At 71.9% G+C, this 19227-nt stretch carries 19 protein-coding genes; 5 read left to right on the top strand and 14 right to left on the bottom strand.

Going from position 1 to position 19227, the window contains the following annotated elements; genetic code table 11:
* Positions 1–9 precede the first annotated feature (9 nt).
* Positions 10–213: a DUF1918 domain-containing protein gene (locus ACFYZQ_RS17655; RefSeq protein ID WP_389147954.1), complete on the top strand. Its 204-nt coding sequence runs from the start codon at positions 10–12 to the stop codon at positions 211–213.
* A 1-nt stretch (position 214) separates the two neighbouring features.
* Here ACFYZQ_RS17655 and ACFYZQ_RS17650 read toward each other — a convergent pair whose 3' ends face one another.
* The gene (locus tag ACFYZQ_RS17650; protein ID WP_389147951.1) at positions 215–1447 is read right to left on the bottom strand and encodes a glycoside hydrolase family 10 protein; all 1233 of its coding nucleotides are present in this window, start codon (positions 1445–1447) and stop codon (positions 215–217) included.
* Between the two features lie 169 nt (positions 1448–1616).
* On the opposite strand from ACFYZQ_RS17650, the gene ACFYZQ_RS17645 reads away from it, so the two are divergent.
* Together ACFYZQ_RS17645 and ACFYZQ_RS17640 are read left to right on the top strand one after the other, a co-directional pair.
* Positions 1617–2477, top strand: coding sequence for a 3-hydroxybutyryl-CoA dehydrogenase (locus tag ACFYZQ_RS17645; protein ID WP_389147948.1), 861 nt, complete (start codon positions 1617–1619; stop codon positions 2475–2477).
* A gap of 194 nt (positions 2478–2671) precedes the next feature.
* Positions 2672–2929 (top strand): hypothetical protein, encoded by a 258-nt coding sequence (locus ACFYZQ_RS17640; RefSeq protein WP_389147945.1) that lies wholly within the window; start codon positions 2672–2674, stop codon positions 2927–2929.
* Here ACFYZQ_RS17640 and ACFYZQ_RS17635 read toward each other — a convergent pair.
* The 10 genes from ACFYZQ_RS17635 to infC all read right to left on the bottom strand — a co-directional run bounded on the left by ACFYZQ_RS17635 (position 2926) and on the right by infC (position 13901).
* Positions 2926–3462: an NUDIX hydrolase gene (locus tag ACFYZQ_RS17635; protein ID WP_389147942.1), complete on the bottom strand. Its 537-nt coding sequence runs from the start codon at positions 3460–3462 to the stop codon at positions 2926–2928. The two genes, ACFYZQ_RS17640 and ACFYZQ_RS17635, sit on opposite strands and share 4 nt — an antisense overlap.
* A 56-nt stretch (positions 3463–3518) precedes the next feature.
* On the bottom strand, positions 3519–4859 hold the full coding sequence (locus tag ACFYZQ_RS17630) for a transcriptional regulator (RefSeq protein ID WP_389147939.1): 1341 nt from the start codon (positions 4857–4859) through the stop codon (positions 3519–3521).
* Positions 4860–5052: 193 nt separating this feature from the next.
* Positions 5053–6135, bottom strand: a complete 1083-nt coding sequence (locus ACFYZQ_RS17625) for a PP2C family protein-serine/threonine phosphatase (protein ID WP_389147936.1) — start codon at positions 6133–6135, stop codon at positions 5053–5055.
* Positions 6136–6304: 169 nt separating this feature from the next.
* Positions 6305–8818: a phenylalanine--tRNA ligase subunit beta gene (gene pheT, locus ACFYZQ_RS17620; RefSeq protein WP_389147934.1), complete on the bottom strand. Its 2514-nt coding sequence runs from the start codon at positions 8816–8818 to the stop codon at positions 6305–6307.
* The gene (gene pheS, locus ACFYZQ_RS17615; protein ID WP_389147931.1) at positions 8818–9939 is read right to left on the bottom strand and encodes a phenylalanine--tRNA ligase subunit alpha; all 1122 of its coding nucleotides are present in this window, start codon (positions 9937–9939) and stop codon (positions 8818–8820) included. The genes pheT and pheS overlap by 1 nt, the downstream gene beginning before the upstream one ends.
* A gap of 164 nt (positions 9940–10103) precedes the next feature.
* Positions 10104–11243 carry an ATP-binding protein gene (locus tag ACFYZQ_RS17610; RefSeq protein ID WP_389147928.1) on the bottom strand — a complete coding sequence of 380 codons (1140 nt, stop codon included), beginning with the start codon at positions 11241–11243 and terminating at the stop codon, positions 10104–10106.
* A 50-nt stretch (positions 11244–11293) separates the two neighbouring features.
* A complete protein-coding gene (locus ACFYZQ_RS17605) occupies positions 11294–12154 on the bottom strand; it encodes a TrmH family RNA methyltransferase (RefSeq protein WP_389147925.1) in 861 nt (286 codons plus the stop codon).
* Positions 12155–12456: 302 nt separating this feature from the next.
* Entirely contained in the window at positions 12457–12840 is a 384-nt protein-coding gene (gene rplT / locus ACFYZQ_RS17600) for a 50S ribosomal protein L20 (protein ID WP_006141703.1), read from the bottom strand.
* 98 nt (positions 12841–12938) lie between these two features.
* Positions 12939–13133: a 50S ribosomal protein L35 gene (rpmI, locus tag ACFYZQ_RS17595; RefSeq protein WP_004933563.1), complete on the bottom strand. Its 195-nt coding sequence runs from the start codon at positions 13131–13133 to the stop codon at positions 12939–12941.
* A 111-nt stretch (positions 13134–13244) separates the two neighbouring features.
* Positions 13245–13901: a translation initiation factor IF-3 gene (infC, locus tag ACFYZQ_RS17590; protein WP_389148473.1), complete on the bottom strand. Its 657-nt coding sequence runs from the start codon at positions 13899–13901 to the stop codon at positions 13245–13247.
* A gap of 383 nt (positions 13902–14284) precedes the next feature.
* On the opposite strand from infC, the gene ACFYZQ_RS17585 reads away from it, so the two are divergent.
* On the top strand, positions 14285–14653 hold the full coding sequence (locus ACFYZQ_RS17585) for a DUF1844 domain-containing protein (RefSeq protein WP_389147923.1): 369 nt from the start codon (positions 14285–14287) through the stop codon (positions 14651–14653).
* A 25-nt stretch (positions 14654–14678) separates the two neighbouring features.
* Here the strand turns inward: ACFYZQ_RS17585 and ACFYZQ_RS17580 are convergent, their stop codons facing one another.
* Positions 14679–15410, bottom strand: coding sequence for an SseB family protein (locus ACFYZQ_RS17580; protein WP_389147920.1), 732 nt, complete (start codon positions 15408–15410; stop codon positions 14679–14681).
* A 150-nt stretch (positions 15411–15560) separates the two neighbouring features.
* Between ACFYZQ_RS17580 and ACFYZQ_RS17575 the strand changes: the two genes are divergently transcribed.
* Complete coding sequence (locus ACFYZQ_RS17575; RefSeq protein ID WP_389147917.1) at positions 15561–16547, top strand: serine hydrolase; 987 nt, start codon at positions 15561–15563, stop codon at positions 16545–16547.
* 13 nt (positions 16548–16560) lie between these two features.
* Here the strand turns inward: ACFYZQ_RS17575 and mycP are convergent, their stop codons facing one another.
* The gene (gene mycP / locus ACFYZQ_RS17570) at positions 16561–17733 is read right to left on the bottom strand and encodes a type VII secretion-associated serine protease mycosin (protein ID WP_389147915.1); all 1173 of its coding nucleotides are present in this window, start codon (positions 17731–17733) and stop codon (positions 16561–16563) included.
* Positions 17730–19040 carry a hypothetical protein gene (locus ACFYZQ_RS17565; RefSeq protein WP_389147913.1) on the bottom strand — a complete coding sequence of 437 codons (1311 nt, stop codon included), beginning with the start codon at positions 19038–19040 and terminating at the stop codon, positions 17730–17732. The genes mycP and ACFYZQ_RS17565 overlap by 4 nt, the downstream gene beginning before the upstream one ends.
* Positions 19041–19227: the final 187 nt, after the last annotated feature.

Below are 19227 nucleotides of genomic sequence, written 5' to 3'. Positions count from 1 at the left end.
GCCCCGCAGATGCACGCATCCGTGGGCGACCAGCTTGTCCAGCACGGCAGGGTGGTCGGCCAGCACGACCAGGTCACCGAAGTCGTCGAAGTGATGGGTACGGAGGGCACCCCGCCGTACCGCGTCCGCTTCCCGGACGGCCACGAGGCCGTGATGTCCCCCGGCCCCGACTGCGAGGTCCGGCACCGGGAACCGGAACACCGGACACAGTAGATCAGCGGGGTGGCTTCGCCGGCTGCCCGTAGTGGTCGGCGACCACCCGCGCCATCGCCCCGATCGGGTCCTTCGCCGCGTCCTGTGCGGCGAAGAAGACGTGTCCGCGCACCTGCGGGTACCGCGCGGCCAGGGTGAGGTGCCGGGAGAGCTCCACCGGATCCTGCCAGGCCGCGGGCTGTGCGGCGGCGCCCGCCTTGTACAGCGCCTCGCCGATGTGGAGGCGCGTTTTCGTGCCCTGGGCGACCTCCGCCCACCAGGCCACGAGCGTGGCGTAGTCGGCCGCGGCGAAGCCGATGTGCCAGTACACCTGCGGCACGATGTAGTCGATCCAGTTCTCGCGGACCCATGTGCGGGTGTCCGCGTGCAGATCGTCGTACGTCTGGACACCGGCCCGGGTGTCCGAGCCCCGCTCGTCGGTCGTGGCGTTGCGCCACACGCCGAACGGGCTGATCCCGAACCGGGTGCCGGGCCGGACCTTCTTGATCCGGGCCGCGGTCTCGCGCACCAGCCGGTCGATGTTGTCACGGCGCCATGCGGCCCTGCTGTCGAAGTCACCGCCGTACGCGTCGTACGCGGCGTCGTCGTCGAAGGTCTGCCCGGCGACCGGATACGGATAGAAGTAGTCGTCGAAATGGACCGCGTCGACCGGGTACTTCGCGACCGCGTCGAGCATCGCGTCCTCGACGAAGCCGCGGACCTCGGGCAGGCCCGGGTTGTAGTAGAGCTTGCCGCCGTACGGCACGACCCAGTCCGGGTGCTTGCGGGCGGGGTGCGAGGCGGCGAGCCGCGTCGGATCGGCGTGGAGCGCGACCCGGTAAGGATTGAACCAGGCGTGCAGTTCCAGGCCCCGCGCGTGCGCCTCGGTGACAGCGGTGCCCAGCGGGTCCCAGCCGGGGGCCCTGCCCTGGGTGCCGGTCAGCACCTGCGACCACGGCTCGTAGGGCGAGGGCCACAGGGCGTCCGCGGTGGGCCGCACCTGGAAGACCACGGTGTTGAGCCGGTCGCGGACGGCGCGGTCGAGGAGGGCGGTCAGCTCCGCGCGCTGTTCGGCTGCCGTGAGGCCGGGACGCGAGGGCCAGTCCCGGTTGTCGACCGTCGCCAGCCACACGCCCCGCATCTCGGTCGCCGCCCGTGGGCGGCACGGTCCCGCCGACGCGCCCTGCGTCATCGCCAGCGTCGACAGCGCCGCGAGGGCGAACGCACGCCGCGAGACCCGCCTCGTGGACCCCATGGGCACACCCCATACGCTCAGGATCCGCTCGGTCACGGATCGTCTCGGGGCAAAGGATGCCCCTCCCCGGACGATCGATCATCGATACTTGGGAGTAACGTGCACGATCGGAGCAGGGGCACAACCCGGAGCGCCTGCCTTCCAGTCGTTGATCAGCGAAGGGGACGATGTGACCGACATCGAGCAGGTCGGAGTCGTGGGCTGCGGCCAGATGGGAGCGGGCATCGCCGAGGTGTGCGCCCGTGCCGGACTGGATGTGAAGGTCGCCGAGACCACCGGCGAAGCCCTGGAGATAGGCCGTACCCGGCTGTTCAACTCCCTGACCAAGGCAGCCGAGCGCGGCAAGATCACCGACGAGGAGCGGGACGCCACCCTGGAGCGGCTGAGCTTCACCACCGACCTCGGCGAGTTCGCCGACCGCGACCTGGTGATCGAGGCGGTCGTCGAGAACGAGCAGGTGAAGACGGAGATCTTCCAGGTGCTCGACCAGGTGGTGACCCGGCCGGACGCGATCCTCGCGTCCAACACCTCCTCCATCCCGCTGGTGAAGCTCGCGGTGGCCACCTCGCGCCCCGACCACGTCATCGGCATCCACTTCTTCAACCCGGCCCCCGTGCAGCGGCTCGTCGAGCTGATTCCGGCGCTCACCACGTCGGAGGGCACGCTCGGCCGCGCCCAGCTCTTCGCCGAGAAACTGCTCGGCAAGCACGCCATCCGCGCCCAGGACCGCTCCGGGTTCGTGGTCAACGCGCTGCTGGTGCCCTACCTGCTGTCCGCCATCCGCATGTTCGAGTCCGGCATCGCCAGCCGCGAGGACATCGACAACGGCATGGAGATGGGCTGCGCCCACCCGATGGGTCCGCTGAAGCTGTCCGACCTGATCGGCCTGGACACCATCGTCTCCATCGCCAACTCGATGTACGCCGAGTACAAGGAGCCGCTGTACGCCGCTCCCCCGCTGCTCCAGCGGATGGTGGAGGCGGGCCGGCTGGGCCGGAAGGCGGGGTCCGGCTTCTACACGTACGGTTGATCACGAGCTGCCACGCTCTGCTGTGCCCGGCACCCGCTCGGTGCCGGGCACACGTGTTTCACTCCCCGTGTGCGCCCCGGGCCCGCATATGCCCGTCGCACACGCTCCCCACGCGTCCACCAGGCGAGTTCACTCATCATGCGCATGCCGGGATGCGAAAACCACCACGTTCGACTACGGAAGGGAGTGGACCCGTGACCGTCGATCCGGAGCATCCCGTGGTCCATGGAGAACTCGCAGAGTTACGTCGCCGCCTCGATGTGGCATATGCCCGCGTCGAGGGCGGGCTGGCGCTGCTCAGCCACCGTACCGAGGAGACCGCCAAGGAACTCGACGAGCTGAACACCCGCATGATCTCGCTGGAACACGCACGCTGGCCACTGCCCTCGCTCGCCGCGCTCACGGCACTGGGAGCGCTCGTAGTGACCCTCTGGCAGGCGCTGGCCCACTAGTCATCGGCGAGCCTGAGGTGGTGCAGCAGTAGTAACGCGGCCGCCATGTTGGCGGCCGGGACCTCCCCGCGGGCGACCATGTCGGGAACGAGTTTGAGGGGGACCCATTCCCGGCGGTCCGACTCGAAGTCGTCCACCGGGTGTCCGACGTGCTCGCCCTCGTCGGCCCAGTAGATGTGATGCCGGGCGTCCGTGAGGCCGTTGGACGGCTCCACGCTCATCAGATGGTGCAGAGGCCCCGGCCGCCAGCCGGTCTCCTCCTCGAGTTCCCTGGCGGCCGCGCGCGCGATGTCCTCGCCGTCCTCGACGACCCCCGCGGCCAGTTCCCACCCCCAGCTGTCCGTGATGAAGCGGTGCCGCCACAGCAGGAGCACCTCGTTGGCCTCGTTGACCACGGTGGCCACGGCCACGGGACGCAGCCGTATCAGGAAGTGGTCGAGGTGCCGGCCGTCCGGCAGCTCGACGTCTGCGAGATTGACGCTGAACCAGCGGTTCGCGTACACAGTTTGTTCGTTCCGTTTCGTCCACTGCACGGTTCTGCCACCTTCCGTCGAGTAAGTGGCAATATCGCAGCAGCGTGTCTGGTGAACTACAGCGGAACGCGCAGTGCCCCGTCGATGAGTTCGGCGGCCTCGGCAGTGCCCGCGCCGCCACTGCGCACGAGGTTTTCTCGCACCGTGCGCAGTCTGTCCCGTAGTCTCTGGGACTCCATCCCCCGGGCCTGTTCGGCCATCTGCACCGCCGTCACCACCGCCTTGTCCGCGTTGCCCTGGCGGAGTTCGATGGTGCTGAGCATGGCGAGCCGGTGCACCCGGCCCCGGTCGTGGGCGGGATTGTCCACGGCGGCGGCCGCGTGCTCCCGGGCGGCCGCGAGTTCACCGAGGCTGAGCAGCGCCTCAGCCACCTGGACGTTGACCAGGCCCGGCTGGACATAGCCGGTCTCGTCGGGTTCGTGCCCGCGTCGGATGCGGTCGGCGGCCGTCTCCGCCCGCCGGATGCAGGACAGGGCGCTCGTGCCGTCGCCGAGGTGGGCGTACGCCTTGGCCTGCATCGCGTACAGGTCGGAGGCGAGGGCGGGGGTGATGTGCCGGCCGGCGGCACGCAACGCCGCCTCGGCGAAGGCGACGGCCTGCCGGTACTCCCGCATGAACAGCGCCTGGTTGACCAGGAGCGCGATCACGTAGGCGCCAAGTCCCCGGTCCCCACTGGCCTTCGCCAGCCTGAGGGCCTGGTGGAAGTAGCGCTGGGCCAGGCCGTGCGCGTCCGAGTCGTACGCGCAGATCCCGGCTATCGCCACCAACCCGCCGGTCGCCCGGTGCAGTTGCCGGCCGGTGGCGTCGGTGTAGCTGCCGCGCAGCAGCGGGGCCGCCTCCGCGTTGAGGAAGCCGACGATACGGGTGCGGGTCGCGACGCCGCCGGCCTTGCGGTACATCTGCTCGTAGTGGGTGCGGGCGGCCCGCAGCATCTCGATGTCGGCCGAGGTCACCCGGTGCCGGCCGCCTCGGGAGACGTCCACGTCCTCCGGCGGGTTCTCCCACTCCCACACCGGCATCACGGCGGGTGTGCCGGTGACCGCAGTGGCGCCGAGGAGGTGCGGGCGCTGCTGCTCGTCGGAGCGCCACAGGGCGGTGGCGCGTTCGACGAAGCCGGAGAGCGAGGTGCCGTGCGGGACGCTCGGCTCGCCGGGCACACCGAGGCCGATGTCGTCGAGGGTGACAGGCCGTTGCAGCCGGGCGGCGAGCACCTCGCAGATCAGGTCGGGCACCTGGCCGCGTGGCCGCTGCCCCTTCAACCATCGGGCGACGGCGGTGTGTTCGTACCGGAGCGCGAGACCGCGCGCGCGGCCCGCCTGGTTGACGTGGGCGGCGAGACCGGCGTGCGAGATCCCGGCCTCGTCGAGGATCGCGTCGAGCAGAGTGTTGGGCTGCATCAAGCCCCCCCGGATGGCTCGGTGAGCGCCACCTTCGTCGGTGAGCGTCACCTTCGTCAGGGTAGTGGGTGCGTCTTCACACGGGGTGTGAACGGAGTACGCGAATCCGTACTGTGCGCGCGCTGTCGCGCAGAGTCGTCGGCCGATTGACTTGATTGCCTCGCAAGAGGCCGGCCGGGTCACCGGCTCCCCCTCATACAGCGGTGGCCTGGCCGTCGGCACCGGCTCTTGCGGCCCAGAGGTGGGGGTCGCGGTCGTTGCGCACCACGAGCAGGGCGACGTCGTCGGCCGGGGTGCCGCCGGTGTGGCGCAGCAAGGCCGTGAAGACCCTGCGCAGGATGGTCTGCGGCGTGACGGAGTGGGCGTGCAGGGCCTCGCTCAGCGCCGTGGGCAGGGAGAAGAAGCGGCCCCGCGCGTCACGGGCGTCCTCCGCGCCGTCCGTGTAGAGGACCAGGGTCTCGCCGGGCGGCAGTTGTCCGCACTCCAGGACCGGCAGGTCGGGTGGCAGTGGGAAGGGGCCGAGCGGCGGGAGGGGGTCGGCCCGCGTCAGGGGCTCGACCCGGGCGCCGCTGAGCAGGTACGGCCAGGGGTGGCCGCAGTTGAGTGCGCGCACCTCGCCGTCTCGGTCGATCTCCAGGAGCAGTACGGTGACGAACTCCTCGGCGACGGGGGTGTCCGGTACCTGGCCGCTCGCGGGATGCTCGGCGCGGGCCCGCTCCCGCAGGTGCCGGGCCAGGGCGCGGTCCAGGCGCCGCAGCACGCGGTCCAGTCCGGGCTCGTCGTGCGCGGCCTCGCGGAAGCTGCCGAGGACCGCGGCCGCGGTGCCGATCGCGGACAGTCCGTGACCGCGCACGTCGCCCATCACCACCCGGACGCCGTGTTCGGTGGCCACCGCTTCGTACAGGTCGCCGCCGATGGCCGCTCCGCGGTCGGCGGACAGTTGGGCGGCGGCGATGCTCAGACCGTCCAGGCGCGGGGGCGGAGGCCGCAGCAGCACGCTCTGCGCGGCACCCGCCGCCCGGCGGGCCTGCCGCAGCTCACGCAGCAGGGTCCGGCTGAGATGGACCATCAGGCCGGTGCCGACCGTGAAGAACACGGCGCTGGTGGCGAGCCTGGCGCCGAGCCCGTCCTGCCGGGCGAGCGGACAGACCAGTTTGTAGAGGACCGCCATCGCACCCCAGGCGAGTGGCAGTCCCAGCGCGCGGCACAGCGGCCGCCGGTCGGGCTCGCGGGCGGACCACCCTCGGGTGGGTCCCCGAGCGTTGATACGGATCATGCCGATGGCCCCCCATACAGGCTCTGACAGAGCAGACGGACCGGCCCCGAAAGGCCGGTCCGATTCTGTCCAGGGCATGCCCCAAAGGGGATGGATCACCCGAAGTTCTCACCCTAATGAGTGAGCGTTCAACGGGTCCGTGCATTTATGCAGGTGGCAACTGTCCTCGCTAGCTCCGCAGCACCGCGCCCGTACGCTCGCCCGCGAGGGCCACCGCCGCGTCTCGGGCCGCGGAGGCCTCGTCGACGGTCAGCGTGCGGTCGCTCGCGCGGAAGCGCAGCGCGTACGCCAGGGACTTCTTGCCCTCGCCCAGCTGGTCGGCGTTCTCGTAGACGTCGAACAGGCGGATGGACTCCAGGAGTTCACCGGCGCCCTCGCGCAGCGCGGCCTCGACGTCCGCGTGCGGGACGGGCCGGTCGACCACGAGGGCGACGTCCTGAGTGGCGACCGGGAAGGCGGAGATCCGCGGCGCCTGCGGGGTGCCGTCGCCGACCGCCTCCAGGGCGTCCAGGTCGAGTTCCATGGCGGAGCTGCGCTCGGGCAGGCCGAGGGCCTTCAGCACCCGCGGGTGCAGCTCACCGGCGTGGCCCACGACCTGCTCGGTGCCGTCCGCCACGACCGCGAGCTCGGCGCAGCGGCCCGGGTGCCACGGGCCGTACTGGCCCTTGCGGACGATCAGGTCGGCACCGGCCTCACGGGCGACGGCACGGGCGGCCTCGATCGCGTCGGCCCAGTCCGTGGGACGGCCCTTGCCCCACCAGCCGGCCTGCTCGCGGGCCCCGGCGAGGACGACGGCGACGTGCCGCGGCTGCTCGGGCAGCGCGGCGTCGAGCTGCGCCAGCTCCTCGTCGGTGGGGCGCCGGTCGACGGGCGGATGCACGGCGGCGTGCTGCTCGGCACGCGGCCGGAAGACCAGGCCCGTCTCGAACAGCGCCAGGTCGTGCGAGCCGCGGCCGTCGTTGCGCCGCAGGGCACCGAGCAGGCCCGGCAGCAGCGTCGTACGGAGCGCGGGCTCCTCGTCACTGAGCGGGTTGACCAGCTTGACCACACGGCGGGCCGGGTCGTCGGCCTCCAGTCCGAGCTGGTCGAAGACCTGCTCGGAGACGAACGGGTAGTTGGGCGCCTCGACGTAGCCGATGCCGGCCAGCGCCCGGCCGACCCGGCGGTGCAGCCGCTGGCGGTACGTGAGGCCGCGGCCCGAGGGGGGCTTGGGCAGCGTGGAGGGCAGGTTCTCGTAGCCCTCCAGCCGGATGACCTCTTCGGCCAGGTCGTTGGGCTCGGCGAGGTCGGGCCGCCAGGACGGAGCGGTGACGATCAGCTCGTCCTGCCCGTAGACGTCGCAGCCGACCTCCTGCAGCCGGCGCACGACCGTCTCGCGGCCGTAGTCGACGCCCGCGACCTTGTCCGGGTGGTTGGCCGGGAGGGTGATGGTGTGCGGCGCGGACGGCGCGATGATCTCGGTGACGCCCGCCTCGGCGGTGCCGCCCGCGAGCAGCACCAGCAGGTCCACCGTGCGCTGGGCGGCGGCGGCCGCGGCCAGCGGGTCGACGCCGCGCTCGAAGCGACGGGACGCCTCCGACAGCAGCTTGTGGCGGCGGGCCGTGCGCGCGATCGCCACGGCGTTGAAGTGGGCCGCCTCGATGACCACGTCGGTCGAGGCGTTCTCGAGATCGTCGTGATCCGCGATCTCCGTGTTGGCGCCGCCCATGACGCCGGCCAGGCCGATCGGGCCGCGCTCGTCGGTGATGACCAGGTCCTCGGCGTGCAGCTTGCGCTCGACGCCGTCGAGGGTGACGAGCTTCTCGCCCTCCTCGGCCCGGCGCACCCCGATCGTGCCCTGGACCAGCTTCCGGTCGTAGGCGTGCAGGGGCTGGCCCAGCTCCATCATCACGTAGTTGGTGACGTCGACGGCGAGCGAGATCGGGCGCATGCCGACCTTCTGCAGCCGGCGCTGCAGCCAGATCGGGGAGCGTGCCTCGGGGCTCAGGCCGGTGACCGTGCGGGCCGTGAAGCGGTCGCAGCCCATCGGGTCGGAGACCTGGACCGGGTGGCCGAAGGCGTTGGGGGCCGGTACGTCGATCAGCGCCGGGTCGCGCAGCGGCAGCCGGTAGGCGATGGCGGTCTCGCGGGCGACACCGCGGATGGACAGGCAGTCACCGCGGTTGGCGGTGACGGCGATGTCCAGGACCTCGTCGACCAGCTCCAGCAGCTCGATGGCGTCCTTGCCGACCTCGGTCTCCGGCGGCAGCACGATGATGCCGTGGTTGCCGTCGTCGCCCATGCCCAGCTCGTCGCTGGAGCAGATCATGCCGTGGGACGTCTTGCCGTAGGTCTTGCGGGCGGAGATGGAGAAGCCACCGGGCAGCGTGGCACCGGGGAGGACCACGACGACCTTGTCGCCGACCGCGAAGTTACGGGCGCCGCAGACGATCTCCTGGGGCTCACCGGTGCCGTTGGCCTGGCCGACGTCGACGGTGCAGAAGCGGATCGGCTTCTTGAAGCCCTCCAGCTCCTCGATGGTCAGCACCTGGCCGACGACCAGCGGGCCCTTGAGGTCGGCGCCGAGCTGCTCGACGGTCTCCACCTCCAGGCCTGCCGAAATGAGCTTGGCCTGGACGTCACGGCCGGTCTCGGTGGCCGGCAGGTCGACGTACTCCCGCAGCCAAGAAAGCGGGACCCGCATCAGATCTCCATCCCGAACGGCCGGGTGAACCGGACGTCACCCTCGACCATGTCTCGCATGTCCTCGACGTTGTGGCGGAACATCAGCATCCGCTCGATGCCGAACCCGAAGGCGAAGCCGCTGTACTTCTCCGGGTCGACGCCGCAGGCGGTGAGCACCCGCGGGTTGACCATGCCGCAGCCGCCCAGCTCGATCCAGCCCTCGCTGGAGCAGGTGCGGCAGGGCCGGTCGGGGTTGCCGACGGACTCGCCCTTGCAGACGTAGCAGAGCATGTCCATCTCGGCGCTCGGCTCGGTGAACGGGAAGAAGTTCGGCCGCAGCCGGGTCTTCATGCCCTCACCGAACAGCGACTGGACCATGTGGTCCAGGGTGCCCTTGAGGTCGGCCATGGTGAGGCCCTCGTCCACGGCGAGCAGCTCGACCTGGTGGAAGACGGGGGTGTGGGTCGCGTCCAGCTCGTCGGTGCGGTAGACGCGGCCGGGGCAGATCACGTAGACCGGCAGTTCCCGCTCCAGCAGGGAGCGGATCTGCACGGGCGAGGTGTGGGTGCGCAGCACCACACCGGACTCGGTGCCGCCGTCCTCGCCCCGCACGAAGAAGGTGTCGGCCTCACCGCGGGCCGGGTGGTCCGGACCGATGTTGAGGGCGTCGAAGTTGAACCACTCGGCCTCGACCTGCGGGCCCTCGGCGACCTCGTAGCCCATGGCCACGAAGATGTCCTCGATGCGCTCCGACAGGGTGGTCAGCGGATGGCGGGCACCGGCCGGGACACGGTCGTACGGCAGGGTGACGTCGACGTCCTCCTCGACCAGCACCCGGGCGTCGCGCTCGGCCTCCAGCTCGGTCTGGCGGGCGGCCAGGGCCTTGTTGACGGCGCCGCGGGCCATGCCGACCCGTTTGCCGGCGTCGGCCTTGGCGTGCGGGGGCAGGGCGCCGATCTCGCGGTTGGCGAGGGCCAGCGGGGAGGCGGGGCCGGTGTGCGCGACCTTGGCCTCGTGGAGCGCGTCGAGGGAGTCCGCGGCGGCGAAGGCGGCGAGCGCCTCGTCCCGCATGCGCTCGATCTCTTCCGGTTTCAACGCCTCGACCTCTACAGGGTCGTACGACTTATTCGGTGCCGACATCTCTTCCCGTGCTTCCGATTGGCTGGCTGGGGTGCCCCGTCTTCGAGCCGGAGACGATCCGGGGACGATTCGTCCCTGGTCCTGGTCGTCCCTGGTTTTGGACGCAAAGGTGCCAATGGCCGAGTCTAACGGGGCTGAAGGTTGCGATTGCGCCCGCGGGCGGCTCAGGCCAGGTAGGCCGGCACGCTCACGGGCAACGTAAATCGGAACTCGGCGCCGCCGCCGGGGGCGCGGCCGACCGTGATGGTGCCGCCGTGGGCCTCGACGATGCCCTTGACGATATAGAGCCCGAGGCCGGTGCCGCCGCGCTTGCTGCCCCGCCAGAAGCGGGTGAAGACGCGGTTCATGGACTCCTCCGGGATGCCTGGGCCCTCGTCGCTCACCGTGACCGACGTGCCGGTTTCCTCGCCCTCGCGGGGGGACGCCGAGGGCGTGACGTCAATGGTGACGGTTCCCTCGCCGTGCCGCACGGCATTTTCGATGAGGTTGCTGAGCACCTGGTCGACCTTGTCGGGGTCGGCCCACAGGGCGGGCAGCGGCTGCTCGATACGGAGCAGGAAGCGGTCGGCGGGCTGTCCGGCGGCCACGTAGGCCTGGATGTGCCGTCCGACGGCGGCGCCTATGTCCACGGGCTGGCGGCGCACCTCCAGGCGTCCCGAGTCGATCCGGGAGATGTCCAGCAGCTCGGCGATGAGCCGGGTGACCCGGTCGGCGTCCGCGTCGACGGTCTCCAGCATCAGCCGCTTCTGGTCGTCGGTGAACCGCTCCCACTTGGCGAGCAGGGTGGCGGTGAAGCCCTTGACGGAGGTGAGCGGGGAGCGCAGCTCGTGGGCGACGGTCGCGATCAGCTCTGCGTGACTGCGTTCGGTACGGCGGCGGGCCTCGGTGTCGCGCAGGGTGACGACGACGCGGCGGACGGGCCCGGTGGGTTCCTCGCGGACGTAGCGGGCCGACACGAGGACCTCCCGGCCGCCGGGCAGCAGCAGGTTGCGCTCGGGCTGCCGCACGCGGATGGCGAGCCCGCCGTAGGGGTCGGTGAGCTGCCACCAGCGCCGCCCCTCGAGATCCTCCAACGGCAGGGCCCGCTCCAGGGGCCGGCCGAGGGCGTCGGTGGCGCGGATCGCGCTGATGCGTTCGGCGGCGGCGTTGAAGCAGACGACCCGGCCGTCCTCGTCGGCGACCACGAGGCCGTCGGGCAGGTCGTCCGGATCGATGCCGAACTCGGTGAGGTCGCCGGGCCGGGACGCGGGTGTGCGTGGCACGCCCCGCCCTCCCGGCGCCGTGCTGGTGCCGACGACACTCATCCCCGTACCCCACCTCTCGAACGGCGCAGGGCCCCGAGCTGGTCACCCTACTAGCTGTCGGTGACGGAACGGCACCCTCCGGAGGCGCGCTGTGCACGGGCTGACGCATAGAGACATACGGCGGCGGCCGTGGCGAGGTTCAGACTCTCGGCCTTCCCGTGGATCGGGACGCGCACCACGGCGTCCGCGAGCGCGCGGGTCTCCTCCGGGAGCCCCCAGGCCTCGTTTCCGAACACCCATGCGGTGGGGTCGCCCATGGTGCCCCGGTCGAGCTCGTCGTCGAGGTCGCGGTCACCGGCGCCGTCGGCGGCGAGGATGCGTACGCCGGCGTCCTTGAGCCCCTGCACCGCCCGCTCGACGGGCACGCCCACGGCCACGGGCAGATGGAACAGCGAGCCCACGGAGGCGCGGACGGCCTTCGGGTTGTACAGGTCGACGGAGGCGTCGGTGAGGATCACTGCCTCGGCGCCGGCCGCGTCGGCGCACCGGAGTACGGTCCCTGCGTTCCCCGGGTCCCGCACGTGGGCGAGCACGGCGACGAGCTTGGGCCTGGCGGCGAGGACGTCCTCGAAGGGCGTGTCCAGGAATCGGCAGACACCGACCAGCCCCTGCGGGGTGACAGTCGTGGAGATGTCGGCGATGACCTCTTCGGAGGCGAGGTGGACACGGGCCCCGGCGTCCCGGGCCGCTCCGACGATGTCGGCGTACCGCTCCGCGGCCTCGACCGTGGCGAACAGCTCGACCAGTGTGGGGGTGCCGTCCACGTGATGCCCGGCGGCCTCCCTGACGGCCTGCGGCCCCTCCGCGAGGAACAGCCGGTCCTTCCCCCGGAAGTTCCGCTTCCCCAGCCGCCGCGCGGCAGCCACACGTGCGGAACGGGGGGAGATCAGCTCGGGGGTGGCGGGGGGCATGGGTTCACCTTCGGATGTTCACGGGTACGGGTCGGTGCCGGTTCGCTGCCGCGGCCCTTTCCGGTGGTACTCAATCCGGCGTTGCGACGCGCAACACGCTGACGGGGTGCCGCTGCGCCCACCCGTGCCGCCCCAGCGGCACGACTGCCCGCAGCTGGGCCGACCAAGGGGCGCGGGGAACTGCGCGACCAGCCACGATGCTCCCGCAGCCGAACGACGACCAAGCAACCCCAACAGCAGGACCCGCAAGCCGAGAAGCCTGCGGGTCCTTCAGTGAGCGTCGGCTGAAAGCCAGCGCAGCGTCACGCGGCCTTCGGCGCGTTGACGTCCGAGGGCAGCGCCTTCTGCGCGACCTCGACGAGCGCGGCGAACGCGTTCGCGTCGTTGACCGCCAGCTCGGCCAGGATCTTGCGGTCGACCTCGACGTTCGCGGCCTTCAGACCCTGGATGAAGCGGTTGTAGGTGATGCCGTTGGCGCGGGCAGCGGCGTTGATGCGCTGGATCCACAGCTGACGGAAGTCGCCCTTGCGCTTCTTGCGGTCGTTGTAGTTGTAGACCAGCGAGTGGGTGACCTGCTCCTTGGCCTTGCGGTACAGGCGCGAACGCTGACCGCGGTAGCCGGAGGCCTGCTCGAGGATCGCCCGGCGCTTCTTGTGGGCGTTGACTGCCCGCTTGACGCGTGCCACTTGTTAACTCCTTGTAGCGGGGCCGTGGGGGTACTCACACGGCCCGGAAACGATTCGGTCCCGGTCCAGACGTACGGCGCTCGGACGGCGCCGCCGCGTCACTTGCCGAGAAGCTTCTTGATCTTCGCGGCGTCGCCCGGGGCCATCTCGGCGTTGCCGGTGAGGCGACGCGTCACACGGGACGACTTGTGCTCGAGCAGGTGGCGCTTGCCGGCGCGCTCACGGAGCACCTTGCCGGAGCCGGTGACCTTGAAGCGCTTGCTGGCACCGCTGTGCGACTTGTTCTTCGGCATAGCGCCGTTCTCTCCTCGTCGGTGGCGCTCCGGTGCCCGGTCGGGAAAACCGGGCACGGTGGAGCGTCGGACTTGTTTCGGTTACATCCTGGGGACTGGCGTCCCCCGGGATCACGCCTCGGCGGAAGCCTCGGCAGGCGCCTCGGTCTCCACGGCATTCCCGGTTTCCGCGGCGTTCTGCGACTTGCCGGGGTTCGCCTTCGCTTCGGCCTTGCGGGCCTCCTGCGCCTGGCGGGCCTCGGCCATCGCCTCGGTCTTCTTCTTGTGCGGACCGAGGACCATGATCATGTTGCGGCCGTCCTGCTTCGGGTTCGACTCGACGAACCCGAGGTCCTGGACGTCCTCCGCGAGACGCTGCAGCAGTCGGTAGCCCAGCTCGGGGCGGGACTGCTCACGGCCACGGAACATGATCGTGATCTTGACCTTGTCGCCCTGCTTGAGGAACCGGACGACGTGACCCTTCTTGGTGTCATAGTCGTGCGGGTCGATCTTCGGCCGGAGCTTCATCTCCTTGATGACCGTGTGCGCCTGGTTCTTGCGCGCCTCACGGGCCTTCATGGCCGACTCGTACTTGAACTTCCCGTAGTCCATGAGCTTGCACACGGGCGGACGGGCGTTCGCCGCGACCTCGACCAGGTCCAGGTCGTACTCCTGCGCAAGCTCCAGTGCCTTGGCCAGCGGGACGATGCCCACCTGCTCGCCACTGGGACCGACAAGTCGCACCTCGGGAACGCGAATCCGGTCGTTGATGCGGGGCTCGGCGCTGATGGATCCTCCTCGGTAGCACCACGCGACGGTCTGGCGGACAGCCGCGTAACGTCTGTATTCGTAAGACCTAACCGCGCCGAAGCACAAAAAATGCCCCGGACGATCACAGGCGGGGCTCCAATGACTGCCGGAGCACCGCCGCGGTGAACGCGGGGCGCGCTTTCGGGCGACTCCATCGTCCGTACGGAACGATGGCGGCCGCCTGACCGGGTGACCCGCCGTCCCGGGGGACGATCGGGTGGGAGATCGGAGCCTCCACTTGTGGGCCGGACATGACGATGGTGACATGACGATGTCCAGCCGGTCGTTACACAAGGTTAGCAGCAAGGCTCGGGAAAGGGCCAATCGGAAGACGCGCCCGGGTACCGCCTATCGTGTGGGACATGAGTGAGACCTCCCCTTCCGGCACCGCCGACCAGCCCGACTTCGACGAGATGACCCGCGACATCGCCGAGGTCCCCGCGGTCGAGGTGATCGTGACGGTCGCCGTCAACCTGATGAGCGCCGCGGCCGTGAAGCTGGGGCTGACCGAGGAGGGCGACAAGCACAAGGACCTGGACGAGGCCCGCAAGCTGGTGACCGCCCTCGCCGGTCTGCTGGACGCGAGCGCGACCGAGATCAGCTCCTTCCACGCGGCGCCGCTGCGCGACGGCCTGAAGTCGCTGCAGCTGGCGTTCCGCGAGGCGTCCCTCGTCCCGGACGAGCCGGGCCAGGGCCCCGGTGAGAAGTACACGGGGCCGATCTACGGCTAGAGCCGGGTAGTGGATTTACGACCTTCTAGCCGCGTACGTACAAGGGCTCGCCCGGTGGCGTCGTCCCGGCCGGCAGCAGTGCCAGGTCGAGGCCGCGCACCAGGCGGGCCCTCAGTGTGTCGTCGGCGGCCAGGCGCCCCGCGACCGCGCGGGCGGCCTCGTCGGGGGCGACGGCCGGGTCCAGGACCAGGGCGAGGGTGCCGTCCGCCCGGCCGGGACCGAGGTGGGCTCGGAGCACGGCGGGCTCGGCGGCGACGGCGGTGCGGACCGCCTCGACGACGGCCGGGTCCGCCAGCGGGTCGGTCGTCGTGCGGCCCTCGGCGAGCGCGAGCAGCGCGGGTCCCGTCAGCTCGAACGGCACCGGACCGGACAGGTCCAGCACGATCGTGTCCGCCTTCTCGTGCGCGGCGGCCTGCAGGGCTTGATGCAGGGGCACGGCGACCGGCCGGGCCGCGGGGTCCCAGCGGGCCAGCGAGTCGGTGGACGTGAAGGCGGGCAGGGCGGTGCGGGAGCCGGCCTTCAGCGTCGGCACCGCCATGTCGCTGGTCTTCTCTCGGCGCAACCCGTTCTCGTCCTCTTCGACCTCACCCAGTACGGCCACCACCGGAACCAGCAGCCGGGCGCCCTTGAGCGCCTCCAGGACGGGTGCGACGGCGGTGCGGTCCTCGGCCCACGCGGCCAGCGCGGCGCTCAGCCGGGGGTCGGCGGAACCGTCGTCGTCGGAGAAGCCTGGGTCGGGAATGTTCTTGTTCGCCACGGTCATCGACCCTATAGCGGCGGTGCCGCTGGGCTTGTGCGGCCCCTGGGACCCCGCGGACACCGCGTTCACAGGAATCTCAGTCCTCCCTGAGGCAGTTCTCACTTCAGTCCAACGGGGTGCACAGTCCCCGCCCCCAGCATCGCGGGCATGGAGTCCTCCAGAGCCCGCCGGCGCCGGCGCGCGCGCCCGCCCCGGCGCCGTCCGCTCCTACGCACCGCGCTCGCCACCGTCGCCGTGCTCGGCGGCACGGCCGCGGGAACCGTGTACGTGAAGGCGAGGGCGCACCCCGGCCCCGTATCCTCGGCGGCGTCGCCGTCGGCCTCCTCCTCGGCCTCGGCGGACGGGGAGGCATCGGTGGAACCTGTGGCGGAGCCGTCGGCGGACCGGAACGCGACGCTGACGAAGGCCATGGCGGCGGTCACCGTGCCGTCGGCCGCGAAGGTGTCGGCGGCCGTACTGGCCCTCGGCTCCGGTGAGAGCGCCACGTACGGCGACGCCGCCTTCGACACGGCGAGCATCGTCAAGGTCGACATCCTGGCGACGCTGCTGCTGCAGGCGCAGGACGCGGGCCGCCCTCTCACGGCGGCCGAGAAGGCCTATGCCACGAAGATGATCGAGAACAGCGACAACGCCTCCACGACCGCGCTGTGGCATGTCATCGGGAGCGCGGACGGGCTCGACGCGGCGAACGAGCGGTTCGGCCTCACCGCCACCGCGGGCGGTGACGGTGAGCTGTGGGGGCTGACACAGACCACGGCCGCGGACCAACTGGTCCTGCTGCAGCAGGTGTTCGGGGACGACTCGGAGCTGAGCGAGGCCTCGCGGGAGTACGTGCAGGGTCTGATGAGGAACATCGAGCCGGACCAGCGGTGGGGCGTCTCGGCGGCGGCCGACGGCTCCGCGTGGGCGCTGAAGAACGGCTGGCTGCCCCGCAGCACGACCGGACTGTGGGACGTCAACAGCATCGGGCGGGTGACGGTCGACGGAGACGACTATCTGGTCGCCGTGCTGTCGAACGGCAGCGCGAGTCTGGAGACGGGAATCTCGCTGGTCGAGGCCGCGGCGAAGGCGGCGGCGAAGGCGTTCATCGGGAACGACGCCACGTCGTCGGCCCCGGCCCCGGCGTCCCGGTAGGAGCGAGGGGGCCTCAGTTGCCGTCGGGCTCCTGCTCGCGGCGTCCCCGCCACAGGACGACCGCCGCCGCCAGGAGCACCCCGCCGGTGCTGCCGGCCAGGACCCCGGCCCAGCCCGACGAGCCGTCGGCGGCGTCGGCGGTGTCCGGGCCCGAACCGAAGTACTTCTCACCGTAGGCGGCCGACTGCAGGCCGTCCGGCTCGAGACGGTCGGCGGCCTTGATCGCGGCGGCGGGGTCGACCATGCCGAAGCCACGGGAGTCGTCGCGGCCGCCGCTGGGCGAGTCCCGGGCGGTGTCCTCCAGCAGCTTCTTGATCTGGGCCGGGGTCAGGCCGGGGTGGGCGGCCTTGACCAGCGCGACGGCGCCGGAGACGAAGGCGGAGGCCGCACTGGTCCCCCACCCCTCGTAGTACTTGTGGTCCGGGTCGGCGATGACGACGTCGTCGCCGGGGGCACTCACGGTGGCGTACCAGCGGCGGGTGGAGAAGGAGGCGCGGGTGCCGTAACGGTCGACGGCGGTCGCGGCGATGACGCCCGGGTAGGCCGCCGGGTAGGAGATGTGGTCGCCCTTCCTGCCGCCGTTGCCGGCCGAGGCGACGACGACGACGCCCTTCCTGAGGGCGTACTGGACCGCCTCGTCCTCGCTGGGTTCGGGATGCGCGGAGGCGGAGTCGTCGCCGAGGGAGAGGTTGATGACGTCGGCGCCCTGGTCGGCGGCCCAGCGGATGCCTTCGGCGAGTGCGTCGCCCCGGGTGGAGCGGGCCTTGGCGCGGGCGGGGTCGTCGTCCTCCAGGATCACCCGGACGGGGAGGATCCTCGCCTCGGGGGCGATGCCCATGACGCCGTCGCCGTCTCCCGGTCCGTGTCCGTGGGCGGCGATGATCCCGGCCATCGCGGTGCCGTGCCGGGCCCATGGGCGGTCACCGCGCTGGGCACCGAAGCCGATCATGTCCTTGCCGGGCAGGACGTTGCCGACCAGGTCGGGGTGGTCCTCCTCGACACCGGTGTCCAGGACGGCGACGGTGATGCCCTTGCCCTTGGTGGTGCGCCAGGCCTCCTGGGTGTGCATCGCGGACAGGGCCCACTCCTGGGCGCGGATGCCGTCGGCGTACGCCACGGTGGACGGCAGGAGGGCGAGTGAGCCGGCGAGCATGAGGCTCAGGGCTGCCCCGGTCGTACGGTTCATGAGGGGCGCTCCGTGGGCGTGCTGACGGTCTTGCGCAGTCGCCGTTCGACGCGGTCGGCCAGGCCCTGCGCCTCGTTTCCGAGGCCCGCCTGGGCGGGGGCCGAGGTGGCGCCGGAGCGCGTGGCCTCGGCCGCGGGCTGCGGGTCGTCGACGGTGCGGCCGTCGGCCCAGCCGGAGACGGCGTAGGCGACGACCGGGGCGTCGGTGAGGACGGAGACGGTCCAGGAGGCGCGCTGCCTGTCGCCGAAGCCCGCGGCGGCGGTGCCCTTCGCCGCGTAGGGGCGGGGCATGAGGTCGGCGCGGCCGGCCAGGCCCTCGCCCTGGAAGCGGCGGGCCAGGGAGCTCATGGCGGCGGCGTCGGCCTTGGTGAAGAGCAGGCCGACGGTGGTGACGTAGCTCTGGGTGGCGTCCGTGTAGGTGGCGCGCAGCAGGCGACGGCAGCCGACGGGGGCGAGCGCCTTGGCGAGCAGCGGGTCGAAGGCGTTCGCGCAGCCGCTGTCGGGCGCTACGGCGATCCGGGTCCAGGCCCGGTCGGCGCCGCCGGGGCCCGCGCCGGTGCCCTCCAGGGTGGGTGGGAAGAGCTGGTCGACGGGCACGCTGTGCCAGAGGTCGGCGGCCGAGGCGTAGCCGTTCAGGGCTCCGGTGCCGTCGTCGCCCCCGGTGAGCCAACTGCCGGTCACCGCGCCGCCGATGAGCCCGAGGCCCAGCACGACACAGGCGGCGGCAGCGGCGGTACGGGACCGTACCCGCGCACCGAGCGGCCGGGGCCGACCGCGCTCGTCGTATCCCTCGGCCTGTGCGAACGTCACAATGGGCGGGACGGCCGCGCTCCAGGAGAGGGCGGGGTCCGGGTTCACGGTGGGCGCGCTCGCCACTGGGGGCGAGGGAGGCGCGGTCGTGCGCGTCGCGCCCATGGCGCCGGTGGCGCCCGGGCTGGCGGTTTCCCGCGTGACCGGGCGGGCCGTGCCGCCGCTCCCCGGCAGCCGGCCCGACGTCTGAGCGGGTCGCTCCGCCGGGGTCCCGGGACTGCGGCGGGGCACGGTGGGGCGGTGACGGGGCGGGGGCGGTATGCGCTCCCCGTCGGGGCTGCCCGTGCGCTCGGTGCCCGGTTCGCGGCCGACGGTGGGCGGGGCGTCGGGGAAGCGGGCCGAGGCGGGCGGCGGCGGAGCCGTGGGGGCGGGGTTGCGGGCGGCGAAGGCGGGGCGGAGGTAGGGAAAGTCCGGGCGCGCGTCCTGGCCGCCCGAGCCTCGGCGGGGCGGGCTCGTGTCGTCCGCGTTCCGCGCCGGCGCACCGGAGTCCGGCCGCACCGGCGCTCCCGGCCGACGCGATCCGCTGGGGGCACCACCAGGGGCGGTGCGCCCGCCCGAGGGGCCGTCCCCGGCCGCCGCACGGGAAGCCCGAGGGGCACCACCGGCCGCCGCACGCGAACCCGGCGACGTACCGCTCCCCGCCGGCCGTGCGCCCGAGGGCGTGTCTCCGTCCGCCCTGCGGGGT

This window comes from Streptomyces sp. NPDC001843, assembly GCF_042891955.1.
Lineage (GTDB): Bacteria > Actinomycetota > Actinomycetes > Streptomycetales > Streptomycetaceae > Streptomyces.
This window is presented reverse-complemented; position numbering and strand designations above follow the sequence as displayed.